This window comes from Fodinibius halophilus, from assembly GCF_011059105.1.
Taxonomy (GTDB): Bacteria; Bacteroidota; Rhodothermia; order Balneolales; family Balneolaceae; genus Fodinibius; species Fodinibius halophilus.
In genome coordinates, this window is the sequence record NZ_JAALLS010000021.1 from 58,243 (window position 1) to 75,664 (window position 17,422).

Annotated in this window: 12 protein-coding genes; 4 read left to right on the plus strand and 8 right to left on the minus strand. The window is 43.3% G+C overall.

Features of this window, described 5'->3' with window-relative positions; translation table 11 throughout:
• Window positions 1-4: 4 nt before the first annotated feature.
• The 3 genes from G3569_RS14490 to G3569_RS14500 all read right to left on the minus strand — a co-directional run bounded on the left by G3569_RS14490 (window position 5) and on the right by G3569_RS14500 (window position 6,667).
• Window positions 5-1,471, minus strand: a complete 1,467-nt coding sequence (locus G3569_RS14490; protein ID WP_165270446.1) for a SusD/RagB family nutrient-binding outer membrane lipoprotein — start codon at window positions 1,469-1,471, stop codon at window positions 5-7.
• 38 nt (window positions 1,472-1,509) lie between these two features.
• Window positions 1,510-4,677, minus strand: a complete 3,168-nt coding sequence (locus tag G3569_RS14495) for a SusC/RagA family TonB-linked outer membrane protein (protein WP_165270448.1) — start codon at window positions 4,675-4,677, stop codon at window positions 1,510-1,512.
• A 445-nt stretch (window positions 4,678-5,122) separates the two neighbouring features.
• Window positions 5,123-6,667, minus strand: coding sequence for a YifB family Mg chelatase-like AAA ATPase (locus tag G3569_RS14500; RefSeq protein WP_165270450.1), 1,545 nt, complete (start codon window positions 6,665-6,667; stop codon window positions 5,123-5,125).
• Between the two features lie 124 nt (window positions 6,668-6,791).
• Between G3569_RS14500 and G3569_RS14505 the strand changes: the two genes are divergently transcribed.
• Window positions 6,792-7,217 carry a DUF4342 domain-containing protein gene (locus G3569_RS14505; RefSeq protein ID WP_165270452.1) on the plus strand — a complete coding sequence of 142 codons (426 nt, stop codon included), beginning with the start codon at window positions 6,792-6,794 and terminating at the stop codon, window positions 7,215-7,217.
• Window positions 7,218-7,267: 50 nt separating this feature from the next.
• Here G3569_RS14505 and trxB read toward each other — a convergent pair whose 3' ends face one another.
• Window positions 7,268-8,239, minus strand: a complete 972-nt coding sequence (trxB, locus tag G3569_RS14510) for a thioredoxin-disulfide reductase (RefSeq protein ID WP_165270454.1) — start codon at window positions 8,237-8,239, stop codon at window positions 7,268-7,270.
• Between the two features lie 230 nt (window positions 8,240-8,469).
• Between trxB and G3569_RS14515 the strand changes: the two genes are divergently transcribed.
• From G3569_RS14515 to G3569_RS14525, 3 genes are all read left to right on the plus strand, one after another.
• Window positions 8,470-9,594 carry a Re/Si-specific NAD(P)(+) transhydrogenase subunit alpha gene (locus G3569_RS14515; protein ID WP_165270488.1) on the plus strand — a complete coding sequence of 375 codons (1,125 nt, stop codon included), beginning with the start codon at window positions 8,470-8,472 and terminating at the stop codon, window positions 9,592-9,594.
• An 87-nt stretch (window positions 9,595-9,681) separates the two neighbouring features.
• Window positions 9,682-9,975, plus strand: a complete 294-nt coding sequence (locus G3569_RS14520; RefSeq protein WP_165270456.1) for an NAD(P) transhydrogenase subunit alpha part 2 — start codon at window positions 9,682-9,684, stop codon at window positions 9,973-9,975.
• Entirely contained in the window at window positions 9,968-11,389 is a 1,422-nt protein-coding gene (locus tag G3569_RS14525) for an NAD(P)(+) transhydrogenase (Re/Si-specific) subunit beta (protein WP_165270458.1), read from the plus strand. Before G3569_RS14520 ends, G3569_RS14525 begins: the two co-directional genes overlap by 8 nt.
• Window positions 11,390-11,930: 541 nt before the next feature.
• Here G3569_RS14525 and G3569_RS14530 read toward each other — a convergent pair.
• From G3569_RS14530 to lhgO, 4 genes are all read right to left on the minus strand, one after another.
• Complete coding sequence (locus G3569_RS14530; RefSeq protein WP_350356568.1) at window positions 11,931-12,161, minus strand: cupredoxin domain-containing protein; 231 nt, start codon at window positions 12,159-12,161, stop codon at window positions 11,931-11,933.
• 25 nt (window positions 12,162-12,186) lie between these two features.
• The gene (locus tag G3569_RS18640) at window positions 12,187-12,342 is read right to left on the minus strand and encodes a hypothetical protein (RefSeq protein WP_240894736.1); all 156 of its coding nucleotides are present in this window, start codon (window positions 12,340-12,342) and stop codon (window positions 12,187-12,189) included.
• 670 nt (window positions 12,343-13,012) lie between these two features.
• On the minus strand, window positions 13,013-15,883 hold the full coding sequence (locus G3569_RS14535) for an FAD-binding and (Fe-S)-binding domain-containing protein (RefSeq protein WP_165270462.1): 2,871 nt from the start codon (window positions 15,881-15,883) through the stop codon (window positions 13,013-13,015).
• Between the two features lie 241 nt (window positions 15,884-16,124).
• Window positions 16,125-17,327 (minus strand): L-2-hydroxyglutarate oxidase, encoded by a 1,203-nt coding sequence (gene lhgO, locus G3569_RS14540; protein WP_165270464.1) that lies wholly within the window; start codon window positions 17,325-17,327, stop codon window positions 16,125-16,127.
• Between the last annotated feature and the right edge of the window lie 95 nt (window positions 17,328-17,422).

Genomic DNA, 17,422 nt, shown 5'->3' on the forward strand with positions numbered 1-17,422 from the left:
AAAATTAGTTTTGGTCCCACCAGAGTTTGGTACCTTGGTTATCTGCACCCTGCATCTCAATTGCAGCCTTAAGGTTTGTCTGGTTCAGGTTGTACTCCTCATTTGGATAAGGATAACGCTGTGGAAAATCAGTACCAAAGGTTCCCTTTTTACCCGCAGCTGGTTGTTGAAGTACTCCTGTAAAGTCCAGTCGCCTAAACTCGGACCAACCCTGAACTCCCTGCATATAAAGAGCAAGCCATTTTTGCTGTGCAAAATTGGAAGCATTATAAGGAACATTGGCTATATAACTTGAGATATCAGATTGAGAAACACTCTCGTTACTCCAATAGTTTATAGAAGCTTCAATCGCTTGCTCATAGAAGTTTGCAGGAGTTCCAGAAATATATCCTCTTTCAGCAGCTTCTGCTTTGATAAACAGGACTTCATCATAAAGCATATACAAAGCTGGAGCTGTTGCGTCTCTAACCTTACTACTTGGATACGAGAATGGCTGATCCGCAAAATATTTTGGAGCAGCGCCATTAGAAAGCCCATAAGGATAGCCTAAATAATCTCCCGTTGATGCCGGATCTGCATAAAAAGGCAATCGAGGATCACTATTCGACTTCATTAATCCAACTAGAGCTTCTGAAACAGCAAAATCATTACGATTCTTAAACGCTTCATTAATTGGATTGTTATTGGGAACAGCCGTTTTGTACGTAAAAACTGCATTATCCTCATTACTCTCAAACGCCCCGGCACTAATAGCTTCGTTAATTGCCGTATTTGCTAATTGTGGTTTAGCATCTGCAATACGCATAGCAGCACGCATTTTTAGGGAGTTAGCAAATTTTTTCCACTTTGTCATATTCCCGTCATAAATGACATCACCAGCAGTAAAACCACTTGCATTAACATCTATAGAGTCACTAGCTTCAGTGAGCGTTTTAATAATACCAGTATATATTTCTTCCTGAGAAGAGTATTTGGGAGATGGGTTTTCGCGTCCTCCCATAGCATCTTTATATGGTGCTGCTCCCCAAACATCAGTAATCATTTGATAGGACCAAGCTTTGAGTATCTTAGCCACTGCAATCTGGTTTTGATTAGCACCATATCCCTTATATTTATCTGGATTTTCGCGGTTTAAACGAATAATCTCCTCCAGATCTCTGATATTTAGATAATAATCGGCCCACATTGAATTTATAGAACCGGTCCGAGGAGAATACCGACTTTCATCAGTATACTGCGTTTGCGACCAATATTGGGCATACAAGTTACCAAACCGCCCTAAGTTGAAATCATCCCATTGGGTATCTGACAAGCTTTTTTGAACATTAGTCAAAAGATAAGTTGTCCTTGCTTCTTGTGGCTCATTTGGATTCTCATTATATGAAGTAAGAGAATCACAAGAAACCATGACTACGAGTATGACCAGTAGCCCCCCGTAGACAATATTATTGTGTTTTGTAATAAAATCCATAATGATATACTTAATTTATTTTTCTTTATGCAATATTTTTATAAATCCATGCTAATATTAAAACCAAGTGTTCTTTGCGGTGGAATCTGTCCTGCTTCCACTCCTTGAACATTACCGGCACTTATCGCAATAGATGGATCTATATTAGGTGCATTTTTGAAAAGCATAGCAAGGTTACGCCCTACCAAAGAGACACGCAAGCTGCGTATTGGCAAACTACTCAACCATTTTCTTGGCAGATCATAACCGACTGTTGCTTCTTGAATTTTGATATAACTAGCATCGTAAACGAATGCTGCTTCTAACCCGTAAAAGGATTGGAAAAAATCAACAGCAGGAACTTCTTTTGTCCAAGCATTTCCATTAGCATCAACGCCTTGGGGAACAACGCCTAGCTCACGAACATCATTTTCTGCTGTAGCAGCAAACATTCCACTGTATTTACCCCATAGGTTGCTTACTGAATAGACATCTCCACCTTTCTGACCGTTAAAGGTTATACTTGCAGAAAGTCCTTTATATGATATTGAAGTAGAAAGCCCACCAGTCCAGTCTGGCACATATGAGCCTAATACTGATTGGTCCGAAGCCTGCTTATAGTTTCCGTTAGGAGCTATGACTTTGTTTCCATTTCCATCATATACATAATCAGTACCTACAAATGCCCCATAAGGTTCACCTTCTCTAGCATTTATTGAAAGGCCAAAAGGAGCATTAGCCAAACGATAATTTGAAATATCTCCTGCAAATTGAACAACCTTGTTCTTGTTTTTAGACCAATTTACAGTTACATCCCATTGAAAGTTTTTCGTTTGAACAGGAGTACCATCCAGCATAACCTCAACTCCTTTATTCTCGATCTCTCCGGCGTTAATTAACTGGCTATTACTACCACTTGCAGGAGATACATCTACTGCAAGAATCTGATCCTCTGTGTTGTCTTTATATAGTGTTACATCTAAGCCCAGTCGGTTATTAAAGAACGATAATTCTGTTCCAACCTCCCAAGAGTATGTTGTTTCAGGCTTTAAGTTAGAGTTATTTAACGTATTACTTACTGAAAGTTGGGGTGAACTACCAAATGGAGTGCTAAATGGATAGGTATTTTTTAACCTATAAGGACTAGTATCACTACCCACCTTGGCATAACCTATTCTTAGTTTTCCGTAAGATAGAATATCCTGATCTTCAAATATTCCTAGTTCAGAAAATACTAAACTACCTGTTATTGAGGGATACAAATATGAATTGTTATCCTCTGGAAGCGTTGAGGACCAGTCATTCCTAAGTGTCCCGTCCAAGTATAACATCTCTTTATAGCCTAAACTAGCACTGCTAATCAAACTATAAACCATTGATTCTTGGTTATGGTCATCAATATCTGGGCGGTCTATTGAATTTTCAAGACTATAAATACCGGGGGCACTTAATCCACCCTGAGTCTGCCCAATATTCCGGTTATACTGATTATATCGTATATTTCCTGCTACAAAAGCATCTAAAGAAATATCCTCATTTAGAGACCCTGTATAGGTCAAGGTAGTTCTAGAGTTTGTCTCCTGCACTTCACGTATACCTTCGCTATACCTGGAAGTAGCAGAGGAATATACAGCAACTCGTTCTCCCCGTCTACTGGTATAAAAATCCGTCAATAATTTAGTCTCTAAATTTAAGTTAGAGTTAAAATCATATGACGCCGTGAAATTTCCATAGATACGTTGCTTATCATCATCCTGATAGTTTTTTTCTCTGAGCCAAAAAGGATTATCAGCATAATTTATAGTACCAGCAACCGGATCTGCCCAGTTCCATGTACGTTGCGTACCATCAGGCCGTGTTAAATTACGCATTGGGCTACCTTCACTTAAATCAATTTGACGCTGGCCAAAATGATTAAACTGAAGCATTGGATTTAATGTATTACCACTATTGTAACCAGTTCCTACGCGCCCTTCAGCCTTCGAATATACATAGTTCGTGGAAATTGAAGTCGTTAGCTTATCAGTTAATTTTAGTGACCCATTAAAACTAACCTCATTACGCTGCATACTACTGTTAGGCAAAATCCCTTCATTATTCACATTTGTAAGAGAAATGCGATAATTATAGGTATCTGTACCATTATAAAGTGAAATATTATTATTATTCTCTATACCAGTATTAAAGAAGTTTTTAATATTATCTGGATGCGCATCCCATGGTGTTGTTTCACCCATTTTTCCATCCACATCATCATAACTAAACCACTCACGAACCATCCGTCCATCAAGTGGTGGTCCCCAAGAAGTATCAGTTGCATAATCAGGTACAAGTTGACCTTGGCTATTCATTTTGAAAGGTCCTTGACCTCCTCCACCATATTCATTCTGATAGTCAGGCAACCCATAAACTTTTTTAACCTTGACTCCAGAATTAACCGTAATACCGATACCTTCAGTTAGGCTACCATCTTTTGTAGTAATTTGTATAACTCCATTGGCAGCTCTTGACCCGTATAATGCTGATGCACTGGGTCCCTTAAGAACTGATACAGATGCAATGTTATTGGGGTTTATTATCTGGGCAGCATTACCATAATCATATCCACCACCACCACTTTGTTGTGCAGTTGAAGTGAAATTAGAATTATTGATAGGAACCCCGTCAACAACAAACAATGGCTGGTTATTACCCGCAACGGACTTAGCACCACGAATTACAATACGGGAAGAACCTCCCATTGTACTGGAGTTAGAAATATTAGCTCCAGCGACTTTTCCAGTTAAAGAAGAAACAAAGTTCGTTTCTCGAACTTTACTTACGTCCTCTCCACTTATTTTTTGAACAGAATATCCCAAGGACTTCTCTTTACGTTCGATTCCTAAGGCCGTAACCACAACATCTTCTAGCTGTTGCGTACTCTGTCCAATTGATATATTTAATTTAACATCTGCCTGATCAATAGTAACCTGTTGCTTATACGTTTGATACCCGACATAAGTAGCACGGACTGTATATGTTCCATACTCAATGTCTTCGATCGTAAACTGACCTTCAGGGCCTGTGGCAGTACCTCGTTCAATATCTAAAATATAAATATTTACTCCAGGTAAGGATTCACCTGTACTAGCATCGGTAACTGTACCTGTTAGCGTACCAGTTTGCCCAAAAGCAAAACCAGTAGAAACAAGACATACTATTACCATTAAAAGTAACTTTTTTAACATAGTTAACCTCATGTTGATTAGATGTTTTGATGAAATATTACTGTGTTTTAGAGAGCTCTGGAATGGATACGAAACACCACACCTATAATTATAACAGACGTAGTAAAATTAAAACCATCCCGTATTAGTACAGAGCTCTATTACTTGGAGCCCGAAATAAACACAAAACTTATCCAGGCAAAGCAATTTGTTCTTAGATCCTAATATTTTTTACAAGTGTATCAGAAAATAGGGTTTAATGATAAGGTATTCACGCAGAAGGTCCATTTTGCGTAGCATAATTAACCAAAGCCTTTACATCAAAAGTCCCATTTCATTTCAGTACACCTATGTATAGCAATTATTGAATAGTACTTCAAGTTATTTTTACCTAATTCTATTGTTAGGGGGGGGGGATCCCTCTTACTAGTAACGGGAAACCACCACTCCATTACTAGTACTACAGTTACCCCAACCACCCTTCTCGGTCCAGACTACGGTATTGAATGGCTTCTGCAATATGATTTGGAGTAATATCTGATGCCCCTTCGAGATCGGCAATTGTGCGAGAAACTTTGAGAATCCGGTCGTACGCCCGGGCCGATAACCCCAAAGAAGTAATAGCTTTTTTTAACATCTGTGCGCTCGCATCATCCAGTACACAAACTTTCCGCGACATTTTTGTACTCATTTGTGCATTACAATACACACTCTCGATACCTTCAAAACGATGGGTCTGTACTTTACGAGCTTCTATAACTCGCTGGCGAATTGAGGCTGAGGGCTCTCCCTTGGATTTGCTCGATAGTTCTTCGTAGCTCACTTTTTGTACTTCTATATGCAGATCGATACGATCGAGCATGGGACCACTGATCTTACTCAAATATCGCTGCATTTGAGCCGGAGACGCCCCACCCGGATCAGCAGGATCATACCAATCCCCGGTTGGTGAAGGATTCATGGAGGCAACCAACATAATACGGCTGGGATAGCTTACACTCATACGAGCACGCGAAATACTTACACTGCCATCTTCGAGAGGTTGACGCATGACCTCCAGCGCACTGCGTTTGAATTCCGGCAACTCATCCAGAAACAAAACTCCGTTATGTGCCATTGATATTTCTCCCGGCATCGGAATGCTTCCGCCCCCTACCAACGCAACATCGGATACTGTATGGTGCGGTGAGCGAAATGGACGTTGTGTTACCAATGCTTCACCACCGGGCAACAAACCGGCGACCGAGTGTATTTTTGTTGTCTCTAGTGCTTCATCCAATGTAAGAGGAGGCAATATTGTGGGAAGACGACGAGCCATCATCGTTTTTCCGGAACCGGGTGGCCCTACCATAATTACATTATGCCCTCCTGCTGCAGCGACTTCCAGCGCCCGCTTAACATTTTGCTGTCCCCGTACATCGCTAAAGTCCAAAATTTCCCCCTCCCCATTTCTGCTAAACATCTTTTTTACATCCACATCCAGAGGCATATGCGTATTACCATCCTTTAGCCACTCCATGACTTCCGTCAGATGAGAAAATGCATATACATCAATACCATCAACCACGGCAGCTTCTGGACCATTCTCGGCAGGAACAACTACATTTTGCAAATCTTTCTTTCGCGCTTCTACGGCCATAGGCAGCACTCCTTTAACAGCACGCAACTTACCGTCCAAAGCCAACTCGCCCAATATGAGCGTTTCCTTAAGTTTGTTCGTTTGAATTTGACCCGATACATCAAGCAAGGTCACAGCTATAGGCAGATCAAAAGCACTTCCCTCTTTCGGCAGATCGGCCGGTGCCAGGTTCACAGTAACACGTCCGCCGGGAAATTTTGCATTGGAGTTTTTGAGTGCTGCTTCAATGCGGTCACTGGATTCGCTTACCGCCCGGTCGGGCAAGCCCACTAGAAAATACTTCGGCATACCCCCGGGAGACATATGTATCTCAACCTCAATAAGACGAGCATCAACCCCAATTGTAGAAGCGCAATAAACACGTGATAACATAATATTCTCCTGATGAATCTTTTTTTAGTCATTAACGTAGTAAGACCCTACAGCAAATGATTCCTTACAAAAATGGCATATTATTAAGCCCAAATTATTTGTAATAAAAACGGACGAGCAGATTATGGAAGCTTCAAAAAAATCACGAAAAACATTTACAGAAGAGATAAAAGGAACGGTTTCAGAAATCATCTCCCAAGTTAAAAAACTTATTAAAAAAGGAAACGCCCGTCGTATCCTTATTAAAAACAAAGACGGCAAAATCCTGTTTCAGTCGCAACTGACGGTAGGAATAGGCGGAGCTGCTCTCTTAACATCAATTGCACCGATAGTATCGGCTATCAGCATGTTCGTACTCTTTTCCAATGACGTGAAGGTCATAGTTGAACGTTATCCGAATGCAGAAACGGAAGAAGATGAATATGAAGTAGAAGCAGACTTTGTTGAGATCAGAGATGAAGAAGAGGAAAATGAAGAAAAGAAAAAAGATAGGAATGACTCAGAGGACCAAAACGATAAAACGGTAGGGAAAGATGACAGTGACCAATAATTAACAAGCCAAACACTGCATGTTAACATTGGTCACTGTTACCCAATGTTTTACTCAGCTACTGCTTTTTCTTCCTCAACATCAGCATGAGCCAAAAAGCGTTCGGCGTCCAGAGCTGCCCGACATCCTGTTCCGGCTGCTGTTACTGCCTGCCGGTAGACAGGGTCCATGGCATCGCCGCAGGCAAATATCCCGGGAAGACCGGTTTCTGTGGACTGCCCTTTTGTAATAATATAGCCCACATCATCCATCTCAAGTACGCCTTTGAACAGATCGGTATTGGGCTTGTGCCCAATTGCAATAAAGACCCCAGTTACATCATCGAGTGTTGTTACTTCCTTGGTCTCGTTATTGACAACTTTTACCCCGTCAACTGCCTCTTCACCAAGTACTTCTTTGAGCTCAGTATCCCACATAAACTCAATTTTATCGTCATTAAATGCCCGATTCTGCATTGCCTTAGAAGCACGCAACTCTTGACGACGATGTAACACCGTAACCTTACTGGCAAACTTCGTGAGGAAGGTTGCCTCCTCCATCGCGGTATCACCGCCTCCCACTACAATAACATGTTCATCTCGGAAGAAAGCACCATCACAGGTTGCACAGGCCGATACTCCTTTACCCCTCATTTCCTGCTCGCTTTCGAGTCCCAACCATTTGGCTGATGCCCCCGTTGAAACGATAATAGTCTTTGCAAAGACCTCTGTCTCTTCATCTACTTCGAGCTTATACGGGCGTCCGTCAAATTCAATGTCGGTTACCATTCCATAGCGGCAATCGGCTCCAAAGCGTTCGGCCTGGGCTCTAAAGTCTTGCATCATCTGGGGACCCATTACTCCTTCAGGATAGCCGGGGTAGTTTTCTACATCTGTTGTTTGCATTAACTGCCCACCGGGTTCCGGCCCTTCAAAAACAAGCGGATTCAAATCAGCACGCGCAGCATATAAGGCTGCCGTTAACCCCGCGGGGCCACTTCCAACGATAATTACATCAAATGTTTTTCCAACAATATCTTCCATTAGTACTATTCAAAAAGGTTTTCAGATTGTTCGATCAAAAGGTACAAAATTTAGCTCAAAGGATTGAGTCGAAATTTTCTATTGGCTTTATAAGAGTAATCGATTCGATTACTCTATGTACTGCACAATAATGACAGCATAACCTCCTCAAATCTTACTTCATTATTTCATTTGCAATACTGTAAGTTTTCGATAAGTTATGCTTTAACTTAAAATTGTTGGTGATTACCGTGATTTTAGCTATTCCAAAAGAACTAGGCGAGCGTGAAAAAAGGGTTGCCCTAACCCCTGAAACTGTAGGTAAACTAAGTGACAAGGGCTTAGACATCCGTATTGAAACAGCTGCGGGAATGCCTGCAAACTACCTTGATGAAACTTACCAAGAGGCGGGTGCTTCTATTGTTTCTGATCGTAATGAACTCTTTAGCGAGGCTGACATTCTAATAAGCATTCAAACGCCCCCGCAAAAAGACCTTGGACAGATGAAAGCAGGCAGTATTTTAATCTGCTTTCTGTGGGCACTGCAAAATGAGGAAACCGTTAATCTGCTCAAAGAAAAAGAGATTACCGCTCTGGGGATGGATGCGATACCGCGAATTTCTCGGGCCCAAAATATGGATGCCCTTTCCTCGATGAGTTCTATAGCAGGCTACAAGGCCGCACTTATGGGAGCTAATAAGCTGGATCGTTACATGCCGATGATGATGACGGCAGCCGGCACTATCGCCCCGGCCAAAGTCTTGGTGCTTGGAGCCGGAGTCGCTGGCCTACAAGCTATTGCTACCGCAAAACGCCTGGGAGCGGTGGTAGAAGCTTTTGATATACGTCCAACCGTTAAAGAGCAGGTTGAAAGCCTGGGGGCAACCTTTGTTGAAGTTCCGGACCTTGATGAAGAATCGGAAACCGAAGGTGGGTATGCCAAAGAGCTGGCTGAGGATGAGCAGGAACGGCAGCGACAGGTTATCCATGAACATGCCAAGAAATCAGATATAATAATTACAACTGCTCTTATTCCGGGTAAGCCCGCACCTCTACTTATTACCAAAGAAATGGTACAAGATATGCACGCCGGGGCTGTTATTGTTGACTTGGCTGCAGAACAGGGCGGCAACTGCGAACTCACCGAAGCAGGTACAACTCAATCGATTAATGAAGTAAATATCGTTGGACCGCTCAACATCCCGAGCATGCTTGCTTATCATGCCAGCCAGATGTACTCTAAGAATATGATGGCCCTGCTAAATCACTTGCTGGAAGATGGGGAACCGACATTCGACTTCGAAGATGAAATTACGCTCAACACAACCATAACACATCAGGGTGAAATTATTAGCCCCATGCTAAAAAACAATTAGAAGTTTAAAATGAGGAATTAGAAATTGGTCAGCAAAAACATTTCTAACTCTAAATTTTAAATTCTTAATCCCTAATTAATAATTACCATGTCCGGATTAATATTTAATCTCTTTATTTTTGTGCTGGCTTCTTTTGTGGGCTTTGAGCTCATCTCAAAAGTGCCTCCCACCTTACACACCCCGCTAATGTCGGGGGCTAATGCCATTTCGGGAATTACTATCATTGGAGCCTTGGTGATTGCAGGACAAGTTGACCAAGAGTTCGCCCAAATTATCGGCTTCATGGCAATAGTTTTCGCAACTATTAACGTTGTTGGTGGCTTTATGGTAACCGACCGCATGCTGGAAATGTTCAAGAAAAAAGATAAAAACGATGAGTAATTTTCTACCACCCTCAGTGCAAGCGGTACTGCCCAACATCATTCAACTTGTTTACCTCTTGGCTACAGGGGTATTTATTATGGGGATCAAACGACTTGGCTCGCCGGCTACCGCCCGTTCAGGAAATCAATTGGCCGCCCTGGGAATGTTTATCGGGGTTATTGTCACCCTTTTTGATCAACAGATTATTTCATATGAACTTATCATAGCAGGCATCGTTGTGGGTTCAGCCATTGGAGCCTTTGCAGCTAAGAAGGTAGAAATGACCGCCATGCCTGAGATGGTAGCGATCTTTAACGGCTTTGGCGGTGGGGCTTCTGCCCTTGTTGCCTGGGGCGAGTTTGTACGCATTGGCGCCCCCACAATGCTTGCCGGCCAAGATCTTGTAACCATTGGTCTCAGTATTTTAATCGGCTCCATTACATTCACCGGTAGCTTTATTGCTTTTGGGAAACTTAAAGGCTTCATAAGCGGGAACCCGGTTACCTTTCCCGGGCAAAATATTTTTAATGCTTTGTTAACTGTTGGCACCCTGGTTCTAGTAGGATGGCTAACTTATGACCCCTCCAGCCAACTGGCATTCTGGTTAATCTTCGGTATTGCTCTACTATTGGGGATACTCACCGTTATGCCTATTGGCGGTGCTGACATGCCCGTTGTTATTTCGTTGCTTAACTCCTACTCCGGACTGGCGGCTTCAATGGCCGGCTTTGTCATCAACAACAACCTGCTCATTATCAGTGGGGCCCTGGTTGGCGCTGCGGGACTTATCCTCACCAATATCATGTGTAATGCGATGAACCGTAGCCTGGGCAACGTGCTTTTTGGAGCATTCGGCGGCAACGACTCATCAGAGAGCGGACCTGCTGCTGATACCGACAAAACAGTTCGGGAGACAACTGCTGATGATGTAGCTATTCAATGCATTTATGCTAATAAGGTCATCATAGTACCCGGATATGGTTTGGCCGTAGCACAAGCACAGCATGTACTTAAGGAAGTGGCTGACAAACTGGAGAAGAAAGGCGTAGAGGTGAAGTACGGTATTCACCCGGTAGCCGGACGTATGCCCGGGCATATGAATGTTCTCTTGGCTGAGGCTGATGTCCCATACGACCAGCTATACGATATGGAACAGATTAACCCGGATTTCAAATCAACTGATGTAGTACTGATTATCGGGGCTAACGATGTGGTCAATCCCACCGCAAAAACCGAACCCGGCAGCCCCATCTACGGTATGCCTATTATGAATGTTGATGATGCGGAACGCACCATTGTGTTTAAACGAAGTCTGAGTCCCGGTTTTGCAGGAATCGATAACCCACTGTTCTACAAAGAATCAAATCAGATGTTCTTTGGAGATGCTAAAGATTCATTGCAAGCTATCACACAAGCTTTAAATGAGGTGTAACTTACGATCTGTAAAATCCTAAAATTCCATAGACCTGTTCCAGATTACCATCATAAAATCTTTGACTTAATTCTGAACATGTCATGTAAGAACTCGTTACATCCACAAAATGGATAGTTGCACATTCTACGTAACCCTATCCTAGGAACTTAGATAATGCTATATTTTTGAAATCTTCCAAACCAAATATTATCATAATCTGCTAACGGATCTTACTAATAATGAGAAAATCGGTATTATGAGTTCTAGCATAATAGGCTCTGGCAAAAAACTACGACTAAGTTTCGTTTTTCTGGTTTTCTTTTTCCTATTCATCACAATAAACAGCCTATTCAAAGAGTACTTTGGTGGTGAGATACAAATTTTCACTGCAATAATAGGAGGACTTGCCTTAGTTGCCTTCTATTATCTTTTAGACAAGGATAGAGTACAGTCCCCTGATAGAAAATAGCACTAGTTATACAGAAAGCTGTAAGTAATAAATTAATACGGTACCTACCGTGCCAAATGGTAACAGGCAACATATAGGTAGTGCTAATATTTAGTACGGATCGCCATCCCCGTCACTTGAGGGATTGCCAGTTTCAATATCATGATTATGATCCTGATTATTAATCCACACAACGGTAGTATTGGGTGCTACTTCCAGGTTCTCAGGGACAAACTGATCATTTTCCATACTGACGGTATCCTGATCTACTGATACTACATTACTGCTTACTGTAATTTTACCTTGCATATCGGGAGTATGAATGGTGCAGTAATATTCCACAGTTCCCTCCTCTGTAAATGTGTAACTAAATGATTCCCCCCGGTGCAATGGAGCCGCTATTAAAACTGGTAGACTTATTACCGTCGTCAGAATTAGTAGTTGAATTACCGCATCCTGCAAAAATAAAAAGGAGCGATATAACAATGCTTGACACAATATTTTGAGGGTTGCGAATAGGCATAACAAGACCTCACAAAATTATTAATTAGATATCGTTTTCATATAGTCTATACAGGTCTTTTATGCCTGGGGTTGCCTGTGGTGGGGATATTTTCTTGTCATTGTTTTAGCAAAATTATAAGTGTTTGAAAGATCTCCAGCATTGGGCTCGCTTAGGATCTAAAAAACAAGAAAAATTCCTCCTTGTGGCTCTGTCGATGAAAGGGTCGGTAGCATAAACCGAAGGAGGTACAGCTATGCGCTTCGAAGTTTTAACGTAGTGACGGAGGATGACCACGCCCATTTCACGTACTGCGCGAGCCTCCCGTTAGTGCTTTGCTGACCCACCCTTATCTCGTTCCGATGCTCTGCGTCGGAATGATAGGTGCTATCCGATGTGTACGGTCATCTCTGATCTGAAATAGGGTTTTGTTCTCCCCTTGGGCGGATCGAAAATGGCCTTTGATACTGACTGTTCTGGATTTCTTAACGAGCAAGTTCTCAATGCTAGGTAGAAAGCTTTGGGGTTAAATTAGACTTGTATAATATGCCAATAAAAGTCTCTCTGTGGATAGAGTTACAATAGGGCTGGCAGCGGAACCCAAAGTCAGGGGGCATAATGTATTTGCCCCTGCAATAACAATTTGAATTAGCATTACATTTTTGCCTACAAAATTCTAAGAATTACTTCTTTACTTAGTATCTAAATCTAAAAGCTGTGCCGGATGTAATGCTTGCTTGCCAGTTCCGTCTTTAATTTGATGACGACACGAAAAACCCGGGGCGCAGATGAGGGCATCTTCCGGCAGATTCCTTAGGGCTGGGAACAGCCGTTGCCGGCCAATATCCATAGAAACGTTATAGTGATTCTTCTCATAGCCAAAACTGCCCGCCATGCCGCAACAACCGGTATCTAGTACGGTGGGATTATAGCCGCGAAGGGTAAGCAATCTTTTTATCTCCTTATGTCCTACTAACGATTTCTGATGGCAGTGTCCATGTATATATACTTGTTGTCCTACTTCGTCGGGAGCATTCGGCGTATTGTCTGCTAGCGCTTGCGCAGCAAATGCTTCAAAAGTGAAAGTATGATCGGCCACTTTTTTTGCCTGTGTCAGCTGGTCATCGTCACACAGGTCGAGATATTCATCACGCAGGGTTAGTATTTCTGAGGGCTCAAGCCCGATAATAGGGGTCTCCTCTTCAGCAAATGCCGTGAGCCTGGGCAGGTTGGTATTGAGGATCTTTTTGGCATGCCCCAACATTCCCTTGGATATCTGGGGACGCCCTACTTCATGAAAGTCCGGTACATGGACCCGGTAGTCCAGCTGTTCCAGGAAGCGAACCGCTGATTTGCCCACTTCAGGCTCATGGTAGTTTGTAAAAATATCGATGAGGAGTACAACCTCTCGTCCGGCGGCTGAATTTGCCGTCGGACGAGTGCTAAACCAGTCCATAAACGTTTGAGAGGCAAAGGCCGGCAGGTCGCGACGTTTATCGATCCCCAAAAAATGTTCAAGCAGTTCTTTAATAACAGGCTGTTTCATGAACCAATTAGAGATCGATGGTACAAGGCTTGCTAAGGGGTACAGTTGTGCAGCCTGACCAAAAAATCGTTCATCCAGCCCAATACCGTGCTCTTCGTGCCAGCCCTGGGTAAACTCTGCCTTCATCCGAGCCATATCAACATTAGCGGGACATTCACTTTTACAGGCCTTGCAGCTCAGGCACAGATCCAGGGCATCTTTGAGTTCTTCAGAAGTAAAGGCGTCTTGTTCTTTGCCGGCAAAAAGCTGGCGAAATAGATTGGCACGTCCACGGGTGGTATCCTTCTCCTCTTTGGTAGCCATATAGCTGGGACACATGGTACCCCCGCTATCGGCCAGCTTCCGGCATACGCCGGCCCCGTTGCAAAGTTCAAGGGCATGGCCAAAGCTCCCCTCTTTGCGCCAGTTAAAAAGGGTATTGGGTTCAGGGCGTTTATAATCCGGTGAATAGCGCAGGTCTTCTTCCAGGGGTTTGGGGTCGGTTATTTTACCGGGATTAAAAATATTATCCGGGTCCCAGATCTGTTTTACTTTCTTCAGCAGCGGCATCATCTCAGCGCCCAGCACTTTTTCAATATAAGGTGCACGCGCGCGCCCATCGCCGTGTTCGCCGGAAAGGGAGCCGCGGTAGCTGCGCACCAGCTCGGCAATTTCGCCGGCCATACTTTTCATCTTTTGAATACCCTCAGCTTCCTGCAGATTAATAACCGGACGCAGGTGTAACTCTCCAACCGAGGCATGAGCATAAAACACGCAATCGGTATCATGCTTGCCCAAAATTTTTTGGAACTCATCAATATAATCGGGCAGATCGGGCACCCGTACAGCCGTATCCTCACAAAAAGTGGGGGTTCTCCCTTTAGAGCCTAAGCCCATCAGTAGTCCAAGCCCTGCCTTTCGCAGATTCCAAACGCGCCTTTTTTTCTCTTCATCAGTAATGATGGGGGTTGAGCTGCTGAGTCCCAATTGGTTCAATCGATCTGCAAGCTTTTTTGCCTTTTTCACCAATGCCTGTTGGTCCTGGCCATCAAACTGTATAATCAGAATGCAGTGCGGTTCCCCGTCTAGAAAGAACCGATTTTTACGCTGTTCAATATTATCCTTCGTAGCATCCAAGATAATATGATCAACCAGTTCGGCCGCCGCCGGATCCATTTTTACAGCTTCTACCGTAGCTTCAAGTGCTTTTCGAATGGAAGAAAAATGAGGGACCACAATAACCGATTCCGGATCCTTTTCCACCAGGTTTACCGTTGCCGAGCCGGTCATGGCCAGGGTCCCTTCGCTGCCGCATAACAGTTCAGCCATGTTAAATGGTCTTCCATCGTCAACAAAAGGTTGCATCTCACACAGGCGGTCCAGGGCATAACCGGTATTGCGGCGTGTAATATCAGGGTGCGGATAATTGGCCAGAATCTCTTCGCGATGCTCATGAATTAAATCCACCATCCCGCGATAAATATCGCCCTCCAGGTTATCGAGCCGCTGTTTTTCTTCAAGTTCTTCTAAGGTCAATGGTTTGAATGTCGTTTTTGACCCGTCACTGAGTACAGCATCAATTTCAAGAATATGCTCCCGCGTGGTTTTGTATTTAATAGAAAATATGCCGCAAGAGTTGTTGCCGATCATCCCACCCAGCATACATCGATTCGTGGTAGCGGTATCGGGACCAAAAAGCAGATCAAATTTATCGGCCTCCCGGTTGAGCGAATCACGTATCACTCCGGGTTGTACGGTAGCCTGCTGTTTTTGGGGATTGATGGCAACAATGTCATTCATGTGGCGCCCCACATCCATCACAAGCCCGTTGCCGGTAGTCTGGCCAGCCAAGCTGGTACCTGCCCCACGCGCCGTTATGCTTTGTCCCTGTTGCCGGGCCCTTTTTACAATTGTAACAATGTCTTGGGTAGAGGTGGGAAAGGCTACGCCGTGGGGTAGTTCTTCATAGCTGGATGCATCAGTGGCATATAGCCGCCGCGTTTGTTCATCCGTTGCAATCTGCAGGTTTTGCTCCATAAATATGGCCTTACTAAAGTTTCAAAGCGGAAATAGAATTAGTTTTTTTAGCTATACCTGCAAAGATGCCGAAACAACTTCAGTATGACAAGGGTGTTATTAAGAATACAGGATGTAGGATAATTAGGAATTGAAAATTTAAAATTAAGAATTAGGAAGTCTTGCTCTATGATTTTGGGACTTAGTAACTCTGTAACTCAGTTACTTAATCACCTAATTACTCAATCACATAGTCATAACTCTACAGGGAAAAAGAACTTTCTGCCCGTTTTACAATCTCATCACCGATAGCTAATCCTGCAGTAGCTGCCGGACTTGGGGCATTGAGTACATGAATTTCATTTTCTGTTGCTTCATAATGGAAGTCATCGAGAATTTCGCCATTGGGTTTTAAAGCCATAGCGCGAACGCCCGATGGAGAGCTTTTGAGATGTTGAGGCTTAATGGCAGGAATCAATTTCTGAAGTCCTTTAACAAAAGCTCGTTTCGAGAACGAACGATACCATTCATCCAGTCCCATCTTCCAATGCTCTTTGGCGAGATTCCAAAAACCGGGAAAGTTCAGCGTTTCAATTGTTTCTTCCAAGTCAAAAGAGATTTTATCATAGCCTTCACGTTTGAAAGCAAAAACGGCATTAGGGCCACACTCTACCGCACCAGTAACCATCTTGGTAAAGTGTACGCCCAAAAATGGAAAGGCGGGGTTCGGCATCGGGTAGATAAGGCCATTCACAAAATGTTTGACTTCCGGCTTCAATTCAAAATACTCACCGCGAAAGGGTACAATTTGAATATCGGGAAAGACGCCTGCTGATTCTGCTACATGATCGCTGTACAGCCCGGCACAATTGATAAGATACCGGCTGTTAAAAGTACCATCGTTGGTAACTACGGCAAGGTCATCACCAGAATTATTGATCTTTTTTACCTCTTTACCACAGGCAACAGTATGGCCTTTATCCTCGATAAGCTCTCGCAACTGTTTGCACACACCAATATAGTCTACGATACCGGAGCACGGCACATGGATCGCTTTTACTCCATCCGCATATGGTTCTATCTCTTTGAGCTCTTCAGGTCCTATCTTTTTGATCCCTTCAATGCCATTTATTTTGCCGGTTTCAAAAATACCGTTTAGGCGCGGGATATCTTCCTCATCGGTAGCCACAATAACTTTGCCGCATATCTCATAATCAACGCCGTTCTTCTCGCAAAAGTCTACCAGCTGGTGACGTCCTTCCACACAGTTTTTGGCTCGGTAGCTGTTGGGTTTATAATAAATGCCCGAGTGGATGACGCCGGAGTTATTCCCGGTTTGATGGGCTGCTACCTCTTCCTCTTTTTCAAGCACCAAGATATCTAACTCCGGAAAAGATTCGGATAATTTATAGGCGGTTGAAAGCCCCACAATTCCTGCACCGACAATAATAAAATCGTATGTCATCTGGTTGATAATCTATTCGTCACTTAAAATGAGCCGCTAAAATACAAAAACAGTGGGTAGGGGTAAAAATAAAAAAGGCCGGAGTGGTTAGCTCC

Excerpts from the sequence above, each read along its gene's own strand:
- G3569_RS14490 (WP_165270446.1), bottom strand. The coding sequence starts at position 1,471 with ATGGATTTTATTACAAAACACAATAATATTGTCTACGGGGGGCTACTG.
- G3569_RS14495 (WP_165270448.1), bottom strand. The coding sequence starts at position 4,677 with ATGTTAAAAAAGTTACTTTTAATGGTAATAGTATGTCTTGTTTCTACT.
- G3569_RS14500 (WP_165270450.1), bottom strand. The coding sequence starts at position 6,667 with ATGTTATCACGTGTTTATTGCGCTTCTACAATTGGGGTTGATGCTCGT.
- G3569_RS14505 (WP_165270452.1), top strand. The coding sequence starts at position 6,792 with ATGGAAGCTTCAAAAAAATCACGAAAAACATTTACAGAAGAGATAAAA.
- trxB (WP_165270454.1), bottom strand. The coding sequence starts at position 8,239 with ATGGAAGATATTGTTGGAAAAACATTTGATGTAATTATCGTTGGAAGT.
- G3569_RS14520 (WP_165270456.1), top strand. The coding sequence starts at position 9,682 with ATGTCCGGATTAATATTTAATCTCTTTATTTTTGTGCTGGCTTCTTTT.
- G3569_RS14525 (WP_165270458.1), top strand. The coding sequence starts at position 9,968 with ATGAGTAATTTTCTACCACCCTCAGTGCAAGCGGTACTGCCCAACATC.
- G3569_RS18640 (WP_240894736.1), bottom strand. The coding sequence starts at position 12,342 with ATGCCTATTCGCAACCCTCAAAATATTGTGTCAAGCATTGTTATATCG.
- G3569_RS14535 (WP_165270462.1), bottom strand. The coding sequence starts at position 15,883 with ATGGAGCAAAACCTGCAGATTGCAACGGATGAACAAACGCGGCGGCTA.
- lhgO (WP_165270464.1), bottom strand. The coding sequence starts at position 17,327 with ATGACATACGATTTTATTATTGTCGGTGCAGGAATTGTGGGGCTTTCA.